The 19727-nt window shown below is 47.1% G+C and carries 18 protein-coding genes; 5 read left to right on the top strand and 13 right to left on the bottom strand.

Annotation, left to right across the window (positions count from 1 at the left end; all coding sequences use genetic code 11):
• Window positions 1-85 precede the first annotated feature (85 nt).
• The 12 genes from rny to ACWPAB_RS01600 all read right to left on the bottom strand — a co-directional run bounded on the left by rny (window position 86) and on the right by ACWPAB_RS01600 (window position 14259).
• Window positions 86-1657 carry a ribonuclease Y gene (gene rny / locus ACWPAB_RS01655; protein WP_003657913.1) on the bottom strand — a complete coding sequence of 524 codons (1572 nt, stop codon included), beginning with the start codon at window positions 1655-1657 and terminating at the stop codon, window positions 86-88.
• Window positions 1658-1951: 294 nt separating this feature from the next.
• On the bottom strand, window positions 1952-3013 hold the full coding sequence (recA, locus tag ACWPAB_RS01650) for a recombinase RecA (protein ID WP_003587498.1): 1062 nt from the start codon (window positions 3011-3013) through the stop codon (window positions 1952-1954).
• Between the two features lie 56 nt (window positions 3014-3069).
• On the bottom strand, window positions 3070-4311 hold the full coding sequence (locus ACWPAB_RS01645; protein ID WP_003569520.1) for a competence/damage-inducible protein A: 1242 nt from the start codon (window positions 4309-4311) through the stop codon (window positions 3070-3072).
• Window positions 4312-4727: 416 nt separating this feature from the next.
• Window positions 4728-5321 carry a CDP-diacylglycerol--glycerol-3-phosphate 3-phosphatidyltransferase gene (pgsA, locus tag ACWPAB_RS01640; RefSeq protein WP_003569518.1) on the bottom strand — a complete coding sequence of 198 codons (594 nt, stop codon included), beginning with the start codon at window positions 5319-5321 and terminating at the stop codon, window positions 4728-4730.
• The gene (locus ACWPAB_RS01635) at window positions 5318-6247 is read right to left on the bottom strand and encodes a helix-turn-helix domain-containing protein (RefSeq protein WP_003569516.1); all 930 of its coding nucleotides are present in this window, start codon (window positions 6245-6247) and stop codon (window positions 5318-5320) included. Before ACWPAB_RS01635 ends, pgsA begins: the two co-directional genes overlap by 4 nt.
• Before the next feature lie 86 nt (window positions 6248-6333).
• A complete protein-coding gene (gene ymfI / locus ACWPAB_RS01630; RefSeq protein WP_003569514.1) occupies window positions 6334-7062 on the bottom strand; it encodes an elongation factor P 5-aminopentanone reductase in 729 nt (242 codons plus the stop codon).
• Window positions 7062-8354, bottom strand: a complete 1293-nt coding sequence (yfmH, locus tag ACWPAB_RS01625; RefSeq protein ID WP_003569512.1) for an EF-P 5-aminopentanol modification-associated protein YfmH — start codon at window positions 8352-8354, stop codon at window positions 7062-7064. The genes ymfI and yfmH overlap by 1 nt, the downstream gene beginning before the upstream one ends.
• Entirely contained in the window at window positions 8351-9613 is a 1263-nt protein-coding gene (yfmF, locus tag ACWPAB_RS01620; RefSeq protein ID WP_003569510.1) for an EF-P 5-aminopentanol modification-associated protein YfmF, read from the bottom strand. Before yfmF ends, yfmH begins: the two co-directional genes overlap by 4 nt.
• An 8-nt stretch (window positions 9614-9621) precedes the next feature.
• Complete coding sequence (locus ACWPAB_RS01615; RefSeq protein WP_003569507.1) at window positions 9622-11943, bottom strand: FtsK/SpoIIIE family DNA translocase; 2322 nt, start codon at window positions 11941-11943, stop codon at window positions 9622-9624.
• A 172-nt stretch (window positions 11944-12115) separates the two neighbouring features.
• On the bottom strand, window positions 12116-12526 hold the full coding sequence (locus ACWPAB_RS01610) for a DUF1149 family protein (RefSeq protein WP_003564159.1): 411 nt from the start codon (window positions 12524-12526) through the stop codon (window positions 12116-12118).
• A gap of 126 nt (window positions 12527-12652) precedes the next feature.
• Window positions 12653-13162 carry a tRNA (uridine(34)/cytosine(34)/5-carboxymethylaminomethyluridine(34)-2'-O)-methyltransferase TrmL gene (gene trmL, locus ACWPAB_RS01605; RefSeq protein WP_003569505.1) on the bottom strand — a complete coding sequence of 170 codons (510 nt, stop codon included), beginning with the start codon at window positions 13160-13162 and terminating at the stop codon, window positions 12653-12655.
• A gap of 254 nt (window positions 13163-13416) precedes the next feature.
• Window positions 13417-14259, bottom strand: coding sequence for a methyltransferase domain-containing protein (locus tag ACWPAB_RS01600; RefSeq protein WP_003569501.1), 843 nt, complete (start codon window positions 14257-14259; stop codon window positions 13417-13419).
• Between the two features lie 65 nt (window positions 14260-14324).
• On the opposite strand from ACWPAB_RS01600, the gene ACWPAB_RS01595 reads away from it, so the two are divergent.
• The 3 genes from ACWPAB_RS01595 (at window position 14325) to rpsN (ending at window position 16886) form a co-directional block, all read left to right on the top strand.
• Complete coding sequence (locus ACWPAB_RS01595; protein WP_003564155.1) at window positions 14325-15272, top strand: magnesium transporter CorA family protein; 948 nt, start codon at window positions 14325-14327, stop codon at window positions 15270-15272.
• 239 nt (window positions 15273-15511) lie between these two features.
• Complete coding sequence (locus tag ACWPAB_RS01590; protein WP_032674946.1) at window positions 15512-16489, top strand: GMP reductase; 978 nt, start codon at window positions 15512-15514, stop codon at window positions 16487-16489.
• Window positions 16490-16616: 127 nt separating this feature from the next.
• The gene (gene rpsN / locus ACWPAB_RS01585; protein WP_003564153.1) at window positions 16617-16886 is read left to right on the top strand and encodes a 30S ribosomal protein S14; all 270 of its coding nucleotides are present in this window, start codon (window positions 16617-16619) and stop codon (window positions 16884-16886) included.
• Between the two features lie 110 nt (window positions 16887-16996).
• Here rpsN and ACWPAB_RS01580 read toward each other — a convergent pair whose 3' ends face one another.
• Complete coding sequence (locus tag ACWPAB_RS01580) at window positions 16997-17374, bottom strand: PTS glucitol/sorbitol transporter subunit IIA (RefSeq protein WP_003569498.1); 378 nt, start codon at window positions 17372-17374, stop codon at window positions 16997-16999.
• A 271-nt stretch (window positions 17375-17645) separates the two neighbouring features.
• On the opposite strand from ACWPAB_RS01580, the gene ACWPAB_RS01575 reads away from it, so the two are divergent.
• Window positions 17646-18686: a lactonase family protein gene (locus ACWPAB_RS01575; protein ID WP_003587492.1), complete on the top strand. Its 1041-nt coding sequence runs from the start codon at window positions 17646-17648 to the stop codon at window positions 18684-18686.
• 202 nt (window positions 18687-18888) lie between these two features.
• Window positions 18889-19707 carry an undecaprenyl-diphosphate phosphatase gene (locus ACWPAB_RS01570; RefSeq protein ID WP_003564150.1) on the top strand — a complete coding sequence of 273 codons (819 nt, stop codon included), beginning with the start codon at window positions 18889-18891 and terminating at the stop codon, window positions 19705-19707.
• Window positions 19708-19727: the final 20 nt, after the last annotated feature.

Genomic DNA, 19727 nt, shown 5'->3' with positions numbered 1-19727 from the left:
CTAACTGTCTAACAATAACGTCCGAACTAAAACAGCATAAAAAATACAGTACCCACCAACTTTGTGCTGGTGGGTACTGTGTTTTTTACTTGGCGTATTCCACAGTCCTTGTCTCCCGAATCACGGTGACTTTGATATGGCCTGGATACTCCAGTTCTTTTTCAATTTCATTGCGAATATCACGGGCCAAGATGACGCTCTGATCATCAGAGAGCTTTTCCGGTTGGACGATGACCCGGACTTCTCGACCTGCTTGAATAGCGAAACTATGATCCACGCCAGCATGACTGTTGGCGATTGCTTCTAGTTTCTCCAAACGATGAAGATAGTTTTCAAGCGATTCCGACCGCGCGCCTGGGCGGGCAGCTGAAATCGCATCTGCTGCGGCAACCAGTACCGAAATGACACTGGTTGGTTCAACGTCACCATGATGCGATGCAATGGCGTTGATGACCGTCTTTGGTTCCTTATACTTCGTTGCCAGCTCAACCCCGATTTCAACGTGAGATCCGTCAACTTCATGGTCAAGCGCCTTGCCTATATCATGTAATAACCCCGCGCGTTTCGCTAAGGTGACATCTTCTCCTAATTCAGCAGCCATCACACCAGTCAGTTTGGCGACCTGAATCGAATGATCCAGAACGTTCTGACCGTAACTCGTACGGAAGTGCAATCGGCCCAAAATCTTAATCAGATCGGGATGCATATTATGGATACCGACGTCGAAAATGGCTTGTTCACCAATTTCACGAATCCGGTCGTCCATTTCTTTGCGCGCCTTATCAACCATTTCCTCAATTCGTGCTGGATGGATCCGACCATCTTGAATGAGTTTTTCCAAAGCAATTCGCGCGATTTCCCGGCGAATTGGGTCAAAGCCGCTCAAAACAACGGCTTGTGGGGTATCATCAATAATCAAATCGATACCTGTCAAAGTCTCAAGTGTCCGAATATTTCGACCTTCACGGCCGATGATTCGGCCTTTCATGTCGTCATTTGGCAAGTTCACCACGGTCACTGTCGTTTCGGCAACGATGTCAGAAGCGCTGCGCTGAATCGCATCGGCGATCAGTACTTTAGCTTTCTTATCCGCGGCTTCCTTAGCTTCATCTTCGCTTTCTTTGATCATCACGGCGCGTTCATGCGTCAGTTCTGATTGTGTCTGGTCAAGAATCTGCTGCCGAGCCTGTTCATGAGTCAACTCGGCGATCCGTTCAAGTTCTGTGTGCTGTTTACTGATTTCTGAAGAGATATCTTGTTCACGTTCATCTAGCTGTTGCTGCCGCTTGTTCAAATTTGCTTCCCGGTCAGCAAGACTTTGTTCCTTGCGATCTAGCGTATCGTCCCGCCGATCCAAAGTATCCTCTCGCTGATTCAGTCGATGTTCCGACTTCTGGACTTCTGTCCGCCGATCTTTCAATTCATCTTCAAGTTGGGTTCGATAGCGATGATTCTCGTCTTTTGCTTCCAGCAGTTTTTCTTTTTTTAAAGTCGCTGCTTCTTTTTTAGCGGCCTCAATAATGCCTTCTGCTGTCTGCGTCGCTCGATCCAAATTGTTCTGGTGGAGCTTCTTTTGAAGTGCAAATCCGATCAATAAACCGACCGCTAAAGCGATGACTGCTGCGAGGGTTATTGAGACCAGTGTTACTGAACTCATCATTTCACCTCCGCATCATCTAAGCGATTCAATCAAACTTTGATCAAAATCTTTGATGCTTTTTTAAATTATTACACCTCTATTAGTTTACGTGCTAGGGTGCAAGGTGTCAACCGAAGCGGGAGGCGCATAGCGGCGCCTAAAAACCAGCATTAAAGCAGTCTTAAGTCTGGGTGATGCTTTTTACGAACTGAGAAAAATAAAACATATATCAAATCTCTTTAAGACCGCTCAGATAAAAAAACTTGCGCCATCGGACTCATCACATCCGACAACAGCAAGTTGACTCATGATTCATACTTCAGCCTGTTGAGGTATTTCGGGTTGATCTTCACTGACCGAAGCCGTCTCCCGACCAGGTGCGGCTGCCATACCATAAGCCACGCGAACCTGTTGTTTAATCGTCTGCTGAAGATCAGCGTGGTTATCAAGATATGTCTTAGCGTTTTCGCGACCTTGGCCGATGCGTTCACCTTGATACGCGTACCATGACCCTGCTTTTTCAACAATATCTCTCTCAACGGCCATGTCGACAAGTTCGCCAGTTTGCGAAATGCCTTGGCCATACATGATATCCACAATTGCTGTTCGAAAAGGCGGTGCAACCTTATTCTTGACCACTTTGATTTTAGTGCGATTGCCGACGACATCTGCGCCTGTCTTGATTTGTTCCGACCGCCGGATCTCTAACCGAACAGTCGCATAAAACTTCAAGGCACGACCACCTGGTGTCGTTTCCGGACTCCCAAAAATGATCCCGACTTTCTCACGAATCTGATTAATGAATAAAGCAATCGTTTTTGTCTTATTGATGGAACCGGATAACTTACGTAACGCCTGTGACATTAATCGGGCTTGCAAGCCAACATGGGCATCCCCCATATCGCCCTCAATCTCAGCCCGCGGCACCAAAGCAGCAACTGAATCAATCACCACAATATCAATGGCACCAGACGCGACTAGTTCATCAGCAATCTCCAGCCCTTGTTCGCCTGTGTCTGGCTGGGAGAGCAATAATTCGTCAATATTGACGCCCAAAGCAGTTGCGTACTTGGGATCCATCGCATTCTCGGCATCAATATAGGCGGCAGTACCGCCTTGCTTCTGCACTTCAGCAACAGCATGCAGCGCGACGGTTGTTTTGCCGGAACTTTCCGGTCCATAAATTTCGACAATTCGTCCGCGCGGAAAGCCCCCAACACCAAGTGCATCATCAACGGCAAGTGAGCCGCTAGAGACAACGGAAACGCGCGTGTCCGCCTTAGCACCCATTCGCATAATCGCGCCTTTACCAAAATTTTTTTCAATCTTTTTCAGTGCAACATCCAATGCTTTCTGGCGTTCGTCTCCTGCCATCCTGCCGCCTCCTCTTGCGTAAACCTGACGTATTAACGTGTTAAAGAATGATTCTGTTAGGCCTGCAGCGCCCTTAATGCAAGCATCATACCAGTCATCACAGCACGCTGCCGAACATCATTGCGACCGCCAGGAAAATGGTAAACATGTGCTTCAGGCAGTTGGCCGCGCCGCGCTAAACCGATCCAAACCGTACCAGCAGGCTGTCCTTCCAGCGTGTCTGGACCGGCAACGCCGGTAAAGCTGACACTTATATCCGCCGCTGCCTTACGCCGAGCATGTTCAGCCATCGCCTTGGCTGTAAATGCGCTGACAACTCCGTGTGCCGCTAATTCGCGAGCATCAATTGCCAAAAAAGCGGCCTTTGTTGCAAGTGAGTAAGTGACAAAACCTCCCTTAAAATAAGTGGATACCCCCGGCACATCGCCTAACGCTGCTTGAAATGCGCCGGCAGTCAAACTCTCAGCTGCAGTAATTTGCATATCATTTGCCGCAAGCGTCTTCACAAGCTCTTTTGCCAAACTATTGTCGTCACCGTAGCCGTAAAAATATTGACCATCACGATCCATGATGGCACCGACCATTGGTTCTAACTTTGCATCAGCGTCTTTTTCGTTAGCGCCACTGGCAGTGACGCGCACCGTCACCTCATGATCCTTGATATAAGTTGCAATGGTCGGATCGGTTTGGTTGGCAATCAAGTCGTCCAGATCTGTCACTAGTTGCGATTCGCCAATGCCAAAGAAACGTAAGACCCGGCTGACCATAACTTCCGCGTGGCCGCTCCATTTTGCTAGCCGCGGCAGCAGTTCATGATCAACCATCGGAACGAATTCCTTGGGTGGTCCCGGCAATAAGACATAGGTGTGCTGCCCATTGACGATCCACGCACCAACCGCTAAGCCAACCCGATTGACCAAAATATCGGCGCCTTCCGGATACATGGCCTGTAATTGATTATTAGGCGTCATTGGCCGCTGCTGTTGCTTGGCGCGCGCCTGTAATTTAGCCATAGCGGCAGGATCTTCAACCAATTTGCGGTTCAAGTGCGCTGCCAATGTTTGCTTGGTCAGATCATCTGGTGTCGGTCCTAACCCGCCAATCAAAATAACTAAATTACTGCGACTTTCCGCCAACTTAATGGCCTCCTCAAGTCGCGGACCGTTGTCTCCCACCACCTGTTGATGGTAGCTATCAATACCCAGTGCTGTCAGTTGCTTAGCCATATAGGCACCATTTGTGTTAGTAATCTGTCCCATCAGGATCTCTGTCCCGACAGCAATAATCTCTGCTTGCATACTTTTCCCACCTAACAATAGAATTCGTTTTTTAAGGTACTTGACCTGACATTTTTAAAAAAAGTTGCAACTAAATAGCTGTATGGTGCTTAGATACATCTTTACTAAGATTAGCGTGCAATTTTTGTTGGCTGATTCATGCTTTGCTCGCAACCGGGCCTGCTGGTCCAAAAGCTTGCACATAGGGATCTCCGTATTTGCTGGTGGGGCTCCCACCCAGCTTAGGTTAGTGGCGACTTCACGCTGCGCTCGCAAACGCGCTCGCAGGCCCAGAAACCTGCACATAAGGGCCTCAAGCCTAACTGGCCAAAGCCCTGCCAGTTAGGCTTGAGGCCACTTATGCTCCGGTTTCTAAACGGGCCTGCTCGCGCTCTACAAAAATACCCAAGCACCTGCCTGGGTATTTGAATAACTTATTATTGATGACTTGAACCGAATGAGTCCTTGAACACACCACGGTTTTTGTAGAAGTATTCGACACCTGAGTAAATCGTGAAGAAAACGGCGATATAGAACAGGATCAGTGCAAACGGCACATTGATATTGTTAAACCATGCGTTGTTTAGCATCAAGAAAATAATGGCAAACATTTGCGCGTTTGTTTTGATTTTTCCCGGCCAAGCCGCTGCTAAGACTTCACCTTCGTTTGAAAGCAATAAGCGTAATCCGGTTACGGCTAATTCACGCCACAGGATAATCGCGGTTCCCCATGCTGGAATCTGACCATTGGCCGTCAGAAAGATGAAGGCAGTCATAACCAACAGTTTGTCAGCCAGTGGATCGGCAAATTTACCGAAATTAGTGACCAAATGCTTGCGTCGGGCAATTTGACCGTCAGCAAAGTCGGTTAAAGAGGCCACAATAAAAATAATCAGCGCGATAAACCAGCTCAAGGCGACCTTAGTTCCTGCAAGTGTCAGATACCCAGCCGGCCAATCAAGTGCCAGCAGGATCGTGAAAACAGGAATCAGAAAAATTCGGATGAGCGTTAATTTATTCGGAAGATTCATTCTTGCGAACCCTCGCTTTCTGTTGCATCAGCCGTGAAGGTGATGGTCCGTACGATGCTGGTTCCCTTTGAGATATCAACACTCTGACCATTGAGCTTGATGGTGGTCGCAGTTGCATTGCCTGACCGCACTTGGAATGTCGTGACGTTGTCTGGCAATGTCACTTCTTGCGAATTACCTGATGTCAATGAACCTTGCCACGTCGTTGAGCCGTTCACAATCACTGAAATCCAAGCAGTGGCGCCGGTTGCACCAAGCGTTAACTTGTTACCCGTCTTCGGCAGATTCTTTAAAGTAACTGCCTGAGTAGCACCATTGGCATCCGCTACAGAAATGTCCAATTTCGAACTCTTTTTAGTACTCTTCTTGGACGACTTCTCCGCAGTCTTCGAAGAACTAGAAGCCGATGATGTCTTGCTTGTTTTCGAAGATGTCGACGATTTCGAAGTCTTGGATGTACTACGCTTCGATGAGACCGCAACACTTTCTGAATCTGTCGGGATCGTTTGCTTGGGTCCTGATTGGTAAACCAACATGATGACATAGATCACAATGACTGCCACGACAACAACTGCAGCAATCGCAATTTGCGGTAAATAACGCCGCAAACGGTTAACCGGACTCGCTTCTTCGGCGCGGGTTGCCCGAGTCTTATTTTCAACTGATTGTGCTGCATACTCTTGGGGTTGAGGTTCCGGGATGTCCTGCTGGAATTGCGTCAGCAACGCATCCCCATCAAGGCCGACAGTGTCAGCATATTGTTTAATAAAGGCACGCACATAAAAGTCGCCTGGCAGCGCATCAAAATTACCTTCTTCGATCGCGATCAGGTAGCGTTTTTGAATCTTGGTGATCTGTTGAAGATCATCAATCGTATAGCCTTTTTGAATCCGGGCGTCCCGTAATTTTTGCCCAATTTCATCCATAAGTTTTATTCACCCGCTATTTTTTATTGACCATTTTCAGTATATCATGAAAAACCAACTGCAAGCCTTAAGAAATCCTTTGTTTCCTAGATTCGCCAGCCACCTGTAACATATAAAGTTTGTCCTGTTAGATAAGCAGCATCTTTTGCAACTAGCATAGTCACATAGTAACTAATATCTTGTGGGGTCGCAAATCGTGCAGCAGGAATTTCCTCTCGAACCTTGGTCAAGGTCGCTTGATCAAACATTTTAGTGTTCATTTTTGTTGTCACTGCACCTGGCGCGACCACATTGACCGTGATGCCCAGACTGGCCACTTCCTGAGCATAGGCTTTTGCAAAGGCACTTTGCGCGCCTTTGACAGTACTATAGGCCACTTCCATCGCTGAACCTGCGCCACCATAGACAGACCCGATAAAGACAACGCGGCCATGACCGGACTGTGCTAATTTGTGCTCGATCTTCGTTAAAAGAGCCATCGGCGTCAATAGATGCACGCGCATCAAAGTTGTTAATTCAGAAACGGTTGTATCTTTAAATAAATGATAATACGTCATCCCTGCCGCAAAAATGACCGCGTCCAAGCTAAAAAGCTGGGCCGTCAAATCATCCAAATGACGATCATCAGTTAAATCATACTGTAACGGAATAAAATCCTGATTCGGATACGCCGCTTGAAAAGTCGCAATTTGGCTGGTAACCACTTGTTCGTGTTCAAAATAGTGCAGGTACAATGACCAGCCATCGTGGGCCAACTTTTTAGCCACCGCTTGGCCAATGTCACCCGACGCACCAACAATCAAAGCTGCTCGCATCAATCTGCCTCCGGAATCATATCTAAAACGGTCAATGCTTTCGCCTGAAAAACCTGATCAATCATGGCTTGTAAATCCGCTAGCGTGATGCTGCTCAAAATCTCGGGGAAATCAAACAAACTCGCCTGGCCAAAACTCAACGCACTTAGCTGATTGGCCACACCATTCAGTCCGTTAAGGCCAGCGTAGTATTTACCCAGTGACGCCCGCTTAATTAGAGCAACCCGGTCGCGGGTCAAATCCGGCTGCGTCGCTGCGTTTAGCAACACATGTTTGATCGCATCACTTAATGCATGCGGATCATCGGTATCACCACCGACCAAGCCATAACTAAAGCTGCGCTGGTTCGTAAAATCAAAATCAAATGAGTCATCAATCAATCCTCGGTCATACCAATCTTGATATAACTGGGAAGAATCGCCAAACAGAACTTCTAGCAAGAGCCGAATGGTTAATTGGTACCGCCAGCCCTCAGCCGTCGTAGGAATCGCAACCTGCCCTTTGATGCCGACCAGTGTCTTTGGGCGACTAATTGGCATCTCCAACTGGCGATATGGCACGATATCATCCGTCTGCAAATCCGCGTGAACGCCACGCACAATCGCCTGTGGCGCCGGAAACTGTTTGGCTGCTTGATTAGCCGCAACAAAAGCCATAATGGCATCAGCGTCAATATTTCCCACAACAATCAACGTCATGTTGCTTGGTTGATAGAAAACCCGATGAATCGTATACAACATTCCCGGCGTGATTTGGGCAATGCTTGCCACTGTGCCAGCCACATCAACATGCGCCGGATGGTTTGGAAAAAGGTTTTCTAACAAACCGGCATAACCGCGCCACCCTGGATCATCCTGATACATTTGAATTTCTGACCCGATAATGCCTTGCTCCTTAGCAACTGATGCCTTAGAAAAAAATGGCGTTTGCACAAAATCCAGTAAAATCTGTAAGTTCTTCGTCAGCTGCGTTGTCGTAGAGAATAAAAAACTCGTTTTGGTCGCACTCGTGAATGCATTTGCTGATGCCCCAGTTTCACCAAAAAGATCAAAGGCATCATGATCTTCCTTTTCAAATAGCTTGTGCTCAAGAAAGTGGGCAATTCCGGCCGGATAAGTCACCATCTGTTTGCCATCTGGTGCAAATTGCGTATCAATCGAACCATAATCGGTTGTCATGATCGCATAGCTTTTGTGATACGCCGGGCGAGGCACAACTTGCAATCGCAGCCCGTTCGATAGCGTGGTCGTGATCACCGTTTCATCGACATCACTAAAATACTGTGTCTTCATTCGCTATCCTCCCCAGTCAAGAAATAGGTGGCCTGCAATTTCATATCTGCGGCGGCCTGTTGAACAGCTTGGCGATCAACCGCCTTAATCCGCTGAGCAAACTCATCAAAATTCTGTGGCGCATCTGGTACTAACAACTGATACAACGCCTGGTTTGTCAAAAACCGTGGGCTGTCATAGGCGGCACGCTGATGATCCAAAATGCCGTCCTTCACGGCCTTCAATAGGGCGTCAGAAAAATCGCCATTGACCACTGCGGCCAACTGATCACGAATAAGATCAGCAACTTGCTGACGATCTTTTCCTTCAATTCCGGTTTGAACCAGCATCAAGCCGCGAAAAGCATCGAACATGGAGCTCGCATAATAAGCCAAACTAGCCTTCTCGCGGACATTGGTGAATAGAAGTGACAAGCTCGAGCCGCCAAATAATTCCTCTGCCACCAATGTTGCTGCATATTTGGGTCCCATCAAATCAGTTTCAACATGATAAGCCAAGTCAAACTTGGCCTGTTGCGCATTCACCTTGGTTGTTTGGGTCAGCACATCTGGATGCGTCGGTAAATCAAACGCCACTGCTGGTACGGTTTGTGACCGAGCATCAAGTGGCCAATCAGCAAATAATGCTGCCACTTGCTTAGGATCAACATCCCCTAACACCGTGATGATGACCTGATCATGCTGCATCATTTCTTGATAGTAAGCAGCCAAACTGGACGCCGTCAGCGATGCAAGATCTTCCCGCGTCCCAAAACTCGGAATAGCCTGATCCTGATCAGCTCCAAAATATAGTTGCTGCACTCCCAGCGCCGCTTGGGTTTGGCGATCATCATCTAGACTGGCTAAATAATGATCCAAATTCTCCTTTTCCCGCGCAAAAGTGGCTTCGTCAAAACTACCCGCCTGCATGTTGGGTTCAAACAAGATGGTGCGTAAGAAGGCCGCTGCTTGAGGCAATAAAGGCGTATCGGTAAACCGATCATCCACGGTACTCATCGTCACGCCAATTCGATGCAACTTGCCTTCACGGGCCACGCCAATACTGAAATTAGCGCCATAGAGCGACTCGAGATGTGCTGACAAAGCTGCTTGCGTCGGATAGACAGCGCTATTCGTTTCTAACAGGCTTGTTAATAATGTTCGTTTAGTCACTGTTGCCCGTTGCAACGGCGCTAAAAATTGCACATTGATGCGGGTGGTTTTAAATTGCGTTGTCGGCAAGACAATCAACCAAACACCCGGTTTCATTTCTTTTCGCATAAAACTCCTTATGATGGCGTACCATTCGTTACTTGTTCTGGCGTCACAAAGACTTTGCGCGGTTTGCTGCCTTCACTTGGCCCAACAATTTGATTGGCTTCAAGATCATCAATCAAGCGCGCTGCTCGATTGTAACCAATTCGGAAGCGTCTTTGCAGCATTGACGTCGAGGCACTCTGCTGTGAAATGACAAACGCCTTCGCATCATCATATAGCTCATCCTCTGAATCACCGGGTTTCTCAGCCTCCGTATTTTCCGTTGGCGTCATGCTCTCCACATATGCAGGTGAAACTTGGTCAGTAATTGCCTTAACAACTCGCTCAACGTCCACAGATGGTATGAAGGCACCTTGAATTCGCATCGGTTTAGATGCCCCAATTGGTGAAAAGAGCATGTCACCGCGACCCAGAAGTTTTTCGGCACCGTTACTGTCTAAAATAGTTCGTGAATCGATGCCACTAGACGTTGCAAAAGCAATCCGCGAGGGAATATTCGCTTTCATTAGCCCAGTGATGACATCCACAGACGGCCGTTGTGTCGCAATGATGACGTGAATACCAGCTGCTCGTGCCATTTGAGCCAAGCGGACGATGGCAGTTTCAATTTCGTTACCTGCCACCATCATCAAATCACTCAACTCATCTATGATCACGACAATATACGGCATCTTTTGTTGGCCGCTTGTCGGATCAGCCGCCACCTTTTGATTAAATTCGGTCATATTCCGCACGCCAGCCGCAGCAAAACGTTGATACCGCTCATCCATAGCCGTTAAAATCTTGTTCAGCGCACTTGGCGCCCGTTTAGCTTCTGTCACAACCGGCGTTAATAGATGCGGCACGCCGTTGTATACCGACAATTCAACCCGTTTAGGATCTATCAACATTAAGCGAACATCACTTGGCTTCGTTCGCATTAAAATGCTAGTTAAAATGACGTTGATCATGACTGATTTACCAGAACCGGTGGCGCCGGCAATCAGCAAGTGCGGCATTTTTGTCAAATCAAAAGTCACGACTTTGCCGTTCACATCGCGGCCCAATGGTAAGACTAATGGGCGATCAGGCGACTTCGGCGTTTCTGCCATGACTTGTTTGAAGCCGACCGTTGCAATGTGTTGATTTGGCACTTCAATCCCAATCAATGATTTACCAGGAATCGGTGCTTCGATTCGGATATCCTTTGCTGCCAAAGCTAAGGCCAGATCGTCCGAAAGATTGACAATCTTTGAAACCTTAACGCCGACCGCTGGCTGAATCTCGTATTGGGTAATCGATGGTCCAAGTGTGGCACTTTTAACCGCAACATGAACCCCAAAACTTTCAAAGGTTTCTTTTAGTTTAACCCGATTTGTTTTGATCGCCTTGTATTCAGCACTTTGATCAACTGGCGGAATCGTTGTCAGCATGTCAAGATCAGGCAACTGATAATTCGTGGAAGGATCGTCTGCATCAAGTCCAGATGCCGCTTCACTAGGCTCAGGTTGTGGCGCAGTCGTAGCTGACTGTGGCTTAGGTTCTGTGCGTGGCAAGGGAGCCGGTTGCGTCGATTCGTGAACCGGTGCCGGCCCGTTAATCGTGAAATCATCCTGGTGATCAGGTGTTTCACTGGGTGCTTCGTTTTCGGTAACCGGCGTAGTTGTCTGTGGCTTCGCAGAAACGGTTTTTTTCTGCTGGGCAGCCGCTTTTTGCGCGCGTTCTTTTTTCATAGCCGCCACGGCTGCTTGTACCTGCATCACGCCATGTTTACAAGCTTGCCCACACCGCTGCAACCAATTAAAAACCTGATTCGCACCCACACCTAGAAAAGCTAATGTACCAACAACGATGCCTAGCCATGCAAGAATCGTTGCACCGATGCTGCTTAGTAAAGGGGCAAGTAACGCATACAAACCCGCCCCGATCAATCCCCCGCCAACACTAGAGGCCGTCGTCATTAGGCCGAAATCATTTTGAAGTAGGCGCCAGGTCGCCAACAAATAATGACTGTGCACATTCAATGTGGTCATGGTGCCTGCGCTTAACAGTACCAAGGCACAAATTAAGATAATTGCCAGACCAACCCACACATGCCGTGCCAATTTCGGCAATCGATCTGCGAAGAGAAACCAAATCCCCATCAGGATCATCCCTGCGCTGACAACTAGAAAGCTATCACCAACAACCAATCGGAAAACATTAGCAAACACGGTTCCGACAATGCCTAACCGGAAAAATGCCAAGCTGGCGAACACCACAAATAACGCACCGACCCAACTAAGGGTGTGCTGTTGTTGTTTGGTAGGTCGTTTTCTGCGCGGGCTTTTGCGTCCGCTGCGTTTCTGTGCCATCGTGATGCTCCTTTCATACCCGCCTATTATACACGAGCTGAACTCGCAAATAAAAAGCCATGATGATTCAGCGATCATTGAGCTAAAAGACAACGCCTGTCGTCAGAATGCATTCGCGCTCATCAAAAAAGCGGCTGATAACGGCCGCCTTTCATCATGACTCAACTTTGTCTTATTTTGTTTGGCCCGGCTGTTCATCACTGGCACCAAACTGAAGGTTAACCCCTTGATCCAAGGCAACTGCGGTCACTTGGTAAGTCAACGTTTCAATGGTTTCAACCAATGGTCGGCTTAGTTTGCCAAGTTCGGCTTGCGGCAATTCATTTGCCTCACCAAAATAATCCAAAACCTGCACGATCTGGGTAATTTTGCCAGAAATCTCAAAACCGGCATCGTCAGGGACAACGTCAAATGGAATCATCATCTGAAAAAGATTGCCTTTTTTCAACTCATCTTGTTTAGCGGGATCTGACCATTCAATCTGGCGCATGGCAACTTGCAAGTCGTTCTTAACCGGTGTTCCTTGCTTAACCAAATCATAGTGAAAAGATTCAACCGCGATAGGGTAACGTTTTGTTTCCATAAATACAGCCTCCTAAACGCGCTTGCCAACCGAGAAACCTTCTTGTAAGCGTCCTTTTCCATAACGGTCAAAGCCATTCACACGCCAGTTTCTACTCGAGCCAGCTCGCACACTTCTATTGTTGGGTTACTTTAATTTGTCGTGCTCGTACGTATGTGATGTTTCAAGTCCTGCAAAATGCTGCTGGCGTAAAGCTTCATAAATGACCAATGCTGCGCAATTTGACAAGTTCAACGCGCGGACGTTGTCAGTCATGGGAATACGTAAGCACTGATCGACATGATCGCGCATGAAGCCTTCCGGTAATCCCGTCGTCTCTTTGCCAAAAAGGAAATAATGATCCTGATCAATGTCGGCATAATCTCGGTCTGAGTATGTCTGATCAGCAAACTTAGTAATAAGGTAAAGGTGTTGCGGTTCCTTAACGGTTGCCATGAAGTCATCCAGACTATCATGATAGATGATCCGGACGCGTTGCCAATAATCCAGACCTGCACGACGCAGATGCTTATCATCTGTCTCAAATCCCAGTGGCTTGATGAGATGCAAATAGCTATTCGTTGCTGCACAGGTTCTGGCAATGTTCCCGGTATTTGCCGGAATCAGCGGTTCAAATAAAACAATGTGATTCGCCATGTTATCTTCCCTTCAACGCAAGTGGTTTAAGTTTAGCACATTTAACTTGCACGAACAGGCCTTGTGGACAGGTCAATTTGTAAAAATAAGCAAGAAAAAAACGCATTGCTTCGGAGCGCACTCAGCGAAGCGATACGTTAGTGAAGTAATTTATCGCAAACTTTTATCAATTACCCAAAAGCTAGCCCTGATAAAAGTTAAAAATAAATAGCTTAAAGGAATATTAACACCAGCCATCGATGTTTACAACCCTTTTACTTGACAAGATGCGACACAGTGAGCAAATCAACATCAATATGGATACTAATCGGCGGTGCAGCAAGCATTTGGTCGCGTTGATCGGCGGGCGCCTGCCACGTTAACGGGGTCATGGCCATTAAATCGCCAAATTGAGTTGGCGCTAACGGAAAATCGTAGGTGATTGTCTCCTGACTCGCATCAGGGAAAGCTGCTAAGAACCTTTTTAAGACAGGCTCATTGTTATACACAGCCTTAGCCGTCCCCGAGTATAAGCCTTCCCGGATTTCTCGAAGATAACCCGCCCGCGGAATAATTTTCAATAGCTGACCATCAGGACGCAGCACACGTCTGAATTCACGATAATTACCTGGCGAAAAGATGTCGGTCACGGTATCAAATGCATCGTTAACGAAAGGCAGGTGGGCCAGATCCGCAACCGCAAACAGAACTGGTGCCGCTAAGCCGCCTGCTAGATTGATCGCCGGTGATGAGATATCAAAACCCACGGCAGTTTGTTGACCCGCCTCGGCCAAATACGCAGTCGGCGTGCCTTCCCCGCAGCCGACATCTAACAGTCGTTGATGTTTCGGAAGTTTGGCTGCCATAGCTGCCAAAAATGGGGTGAACAAACCAGCGTTCAACATTCGCCGTCGTGCGGCTAACATCGGCGTCGTGTATTCGGTGGCTACTTGCTGATTCAGGAAGTTCAGCGTCCCTTTGTGGCTGAAATCGCGTACATGTCCGTTGACACAAACCAACGATCCCGCTGTCACCTGTAATGGTTGGCCACAGACTGGACAAGCAAAAAGCGGTGCTTGTGCTGCGGCCAAATGAATTTTTGTTTCACGCTTACGCATGTGTTTCCCTCCTGCATCCTGCTGTTGCTTGTTGTAAACTAAAAGAAAAAGCCAAGGAGCCCGCTATGCTTGCAATTTATCGATTTGATGACAAAACCGGTCAACTGAACCAGCAATCCCGCATCAGTCCAGGGGTCTGGATCAATGTGGTTGATCCTACTCCTGCAGAACGTCAGCAACTACAGGACAAAGCTAAGCTCTCAGAAGCTTTCCTTTTGTACGGCCTTGATCCCGATGAAGGCGCCCGTTACGAATACGACGAAGATAATGATAGCCATCTGTTTATTTTCGACATGCCCATCGTCACACGGGACGCACGTAAAAAGGTGGTGTACGAAACGGCTCCGCTAGCGATCATCATCACTAATACCGCGGTGATCACCATCAACGGCGAGCCGATTCCACTCCTCAGTCTTTTTGCAGAAGGTAAAGTCAGTAACTTCGACCCTCGCCGACAAAATCGGTCCGTGCTGCAGTTCCTTTACCAGATTTCAATCAGTTACCTAACCTACCTACGTGATCTAAACAAGGCACGCGAAGCCAATGAAAATAAACTGCAACGCAGCCTCCGCAACGAAGAACTCTACGGCTTGATGGGCATTCAACGGTCACTGGTTTATTTTATGATGAGTTTGCGGACCGACCGCAACGTCCTCGAACAATTAAAACGCAGCAATCCTCTTGGTTTGGATGAAGACGACCAAGACTTTCTGGAAGACACCATCATCGAAAATCAACAAGCCATCGAAATGGCACAAATTAGCAATTCTATTATTAACGAAACGGCGGACACCTACTCGTCAATTATTAACAATAACATGAACGGCGTCATGAAGTTCCTAACTTCTTATTCAATTTTGTTAACCATTCCCACTTTGGTCTTCTCGTTTTACGGGATGAATGTTCATCTCCCTTTGGCTGATATGAAGGTGAGCTGGATTATCACCATTGCCATTTCCGTTGCCATTGCGGTGGTACTTGCCTTTCAATTTTGGCGCAACAAGTTTTTCTGAGCCTTCTGTGACGCGTCACATCCTCGTTTGTCGCATCAATTACCACTGTCGTTTTTCTAAGCCGGGCAACCGGCTTTTCTTTCCATTTCGCAAAACACGAACATTAAAAAAGAATATATGTGCTTTTGATTGACTTTTACAAAACTTTCGCGTATCTTAGCACTTGGTGTTTTGAATAACACCAATAATGCTTAACAATGTTCGGCTTTTGCGAAAGGATGAATCCGATGAACAACGGCATGCAGATTTTTGATTACGAAGACATTCAAATGATTCCTAACAAGTGTGTGGTGCAATCACGTAAAGAGGTTGATACCAGCGTGAAATTTGGCCCGCATACTTTCAAGATTCCAGTCGTTCCCGCTAATATGCAAACCATCATCGATGAACCTTTGGCGATCTGGTTGGCAGAGCACGATTACTTCTATATTATGCATCGCTTCCAGCCGGAACGCCGGATGGATTTTGTTCGCGATATGAAAAAGCGCGGCTTAATCGCTTCAATCAGTGTCGGCGTCAAGGATGACGAGTTCGATTTTATCGAAGCACTGGCTGCTAATGAGCTGACTCCTGACTATATCACCATTGATATTGCGCACGGTTATGCTCAGGTGGTCATTGACATGATTCAACATATCAAACATTATTTGCCAAATGCCTTTGTGATTGCCGGTAATGTCGGCACCCCAGAAGCTGTCCGGGAACTTGAAAACGCTGGTGCCGATGCTACCAAAGTCGGCATCGGTCCTGGCAAGGTCTGCATCACCAAATTAAAAACCGGTTTTGGTACGGGCGGCTGGCAATTAGCTGCTGTTCGTTGGTGCGCCAAAGCAGCCCGTAAACCCATCATTGCTGATGGCGGCATTCGCAATAATGGTGACATCGCCAAGTCAATCCGCTTTGGCGCCACCATGTGCATGATTGGTTCCCTTTTTGCTGGCCATGAAGAAACACCTGGCAAGCACGTCAACATTGACGGCAAGGAATATCAGGAATATTACGGTTCAGCGTCCGAGTATCAAAAGGGCACCCACCACAACGTTGAAGGCAAAAAGATCTTGTTACCTGTCAAAGGCAAGATTGGTGACACGTTAAAGGAAATGCAAGAAGACTTGCAGTCAGCTGTCTCCTACGCCGGTGGCCGCGATCTCGAGTCCTTGACCAAGGTCGATTATGTCATTGTTAAAAACTCGATTTTCAATGGCGATCAATATTAAACGCTTATTTTTTGTAAGTGTTGCGAGCGGCTTAAGGCTGTGCTATGCTATGTGGGTTGAACTGTTCGAACAGACACGTCGTTAAAAAACGTTAAATACAAACCACAAATAAGGAGTGATTGCATACATGGCTAAAAAGTCAAAGATTGCCAAGGAAAAGAAGATCGAAGCAACGATTGCTAAATATGCCCCGTTGCGTGCCAAGTACAAGGCTGAGCATAATTACGCTGCCTTGCAAGCTTTACCGCGGAATGCCTCACCCGTTCGCGCGCACAGTCGCGATGAACTTGATGGTCGGCCGCATGCGTACATGCGCAAATTCAAAATGTCTCGTTTGAATTTCCGTGATCTAGCGCATAAGGGTCAAATTCCAGGTGTTCGTAAGGCATCATGGTAAAAAAAGAAGATTTCAGGCTGATAGATCGCCTGAAATCTTCTTTTTTGTTGACCGTAAGCAGAAGCGGTTAGAAACTGGCGCATAACTGATCCAAGAACTCGTTGTCACACTTAATTGGCTTGCGTGATGTAAGTTAGTGTCGTCCCAACCTTAAATGTTGGTCGATGGGTCGGTTTTAAATAAATTGCGTTTTGCATCGGCTTGTCTGCTGGTACAGCTTGGAACAACAGGGTAACGTGCCCAATCGCCTTCAGGTTACTGTTAGCAAGTTGACCGACATAAGTCATCTCAAACGTCTCATCATCGATTGTTAATTGGTCGCCTTCCTTGATAACCAGTTTTTCCAAAGCTGACTTGTCAGCGAACTGCTGGATCACCGCGACGTCGCGTAGTGCGTCTGTTGCTTGCGGTCCAAAGAGAATAATCATCGGATCCTTGGAACTCAATGCATCCTTACCAATAGCTGTTACTGTTGCTGTCAATTGCATGGTCGTGCCTCCGTTTGCCTGTCATTTTTAATATCATAAGTGTTTGTTATCTGAGCTTCGCTGCCAACATAAATGCGATCTCGTTAAGGCCCATGATGGCGCTGAGTTATGGGCTGTGGCAAATCGTTTGATTAAAGGTCTGAAAATTCCTTTAATGATAGCTTTATTGGCCAGCTATTTTCATTAAACGTTGACTCACGCTTTATATCATAGCATAAGCATCAGCCAAACATGCTATACTCAAATCAAATTCGAAAGGAGCAACTTGAACATGAAGCAAAGACTCTTGTTAGGCGGTTATACGCGTCACGGCGGTGCAGGCGTTTATGCCGGTACATTTGATAATGACGAAACGCATTTGCCGACCCCTGCCCCATTCATTACTGATTTGGGTTCACCGACCTACTTAGCCGTATCTGATGACAATATTTTATATGCGGTAGACGCAGAAGGTGATCAAGGCGGTGTCGCGGCTTATGACCTAAATGTTGATCCACCGCGCTTGATCAACAAGGTACTGCAGGCAGGTTCATCCCCGGCGCATATCTCGATTGATGCGAATCGTCAGCTGGTTTATGCCAGCAATTACCACGAAGGCCGAATCAATGTCTATCGCATTAAAAATGATCATGGTTTGGCTTTAACGGATGAAGTGAAGCATACCGGTAACGGTCCGCGACCGGAACAAGATAGTGCCCATGTTCATTTTGCTGCTGTCACCCCTGACTTTCAGCGACTAGCGGTCGTTGATCTGGGTAATGACACCTTAACAACCTATGCAGTCAGCGATGCCGGCAAACTCAGCGATCCGGTTATTTTTCACACCGAACCTGGCTTTGGCCCTCGCCATTTGGCTTTTAACCACAACAACCCGATTGCCTATTTACTAGGTGAGCTTTCAAGTCAGGTTAGCATCCTAAATTATGATGCGGCAACTGGTCAATTCAAACTCATTGCAACGTTGCCGACCATTCCAGAAGATTACACCGATCACAATGGTGCTGCTGCGATTCGACTGAGCAGTGATCAACGCTTCCTTTATGTATCCAACCGCGGTCATAATAGTATCACCGTTTTTGCCGTCAGTCCGGATGGCCGAAATCTGTCAGAATTGCAACAAATCAGTACGGCAGGCGATTTTCCTCGTGATTTCAATTTCGATCTCACTGAACACTTTATTCTCGTGGTCAACCAAAACAGTAGTAATGGCACACTCTATAGTCGCGATGCCAAAACGGGACTCTTGACCGAAATTCAACGTGATATTCCGACGCCAGAAGCCGTTAACGTTTTATTTTTATCGGCTAAGTAAGTTAAACCGTTTGTCTTATGTTTAACTATCGATACAACTTTTTATTGGCTCAGCCCCAAGACCTGTTTTGCTTGGTGGTTGGGCTTTTTTTACATCCCAAAAAAGTTGCTGAATTACGTAAGATGACTATAAATTCCGAGTTGAACGTGGCAAGCCTTGCAAAACCTTGTATACTGTTAACATTGAGAATTGGAGGGTTATTATGTTTGACATTATCAAGGCCGTGATCATCGGTATCGTTGAAGGGTTAACGGAGTTTCTGCCGATTAGTTCAACCGGCCATATTGATCTGGTAAACCACGTCATTAAATTATCGCAGAGTCAGGATTTCATTAATATGTTCGAGTACGTGATTCAGTTTGGCGCTATTCTCGCCGTCATATTGCTTTATTTCAATAAGCTGAATCCCTTTTCCAAGCCGACAGCCAAAGCCCGCAACGCAACTTGGCAACTGTGGGCAAAAGTTATCATTGCAGTTCTGCCGTCAGTCGTTGTTGGCCTCCCGCTTAACAACTGGATGGATGAACATTTACATACACCACTCGTAGTCGCAACAACCCTGATCATTTATGGGGTGCTGTTCATCATTCTAGAAAACTACCTCAAGAATAAAAACGCGCATATCACCACTCTGGCAGACATCACTTATCAAACGGCCTTACTGATTGGTCTTTTCCAAGTCTTGTCTATCGTTCCTGGTACATCACGATCTGGCGCCACAATTCTAGGCGCCTTACTAATCGGGACTTCTCGCTACGTTGCCACCGAATTTTCCTTCTTTCTGGCAATACCGACCATGGTTGGCGTGTCGATTCTTAAAATCGGCAAATACCTGTGGCAAGGCAACGGCTTCTCTGGTGAACAATGGGCTGTTTTGATGACAGGTTCCATTGTTTCTTTCCTCGTCGCCATCGTTGCCATCAAGTGGCTGTTGAAATTTGTTCAAACGCATGACTTCAAACCGTTTGGCTGGTACCGAATCGCTTTAGGTGCGATTGTCTTATTGGTCATGTTTATCTAAGCTAGTAAATGGAGGTCCGT

The sequence above is a fragment of the Lacticaseibacillus sp. 30 genome, from assembly GCF_053819265.1.
This window is presented reverse-complemented; position numbering and strand designations above follow the sequence as displayed.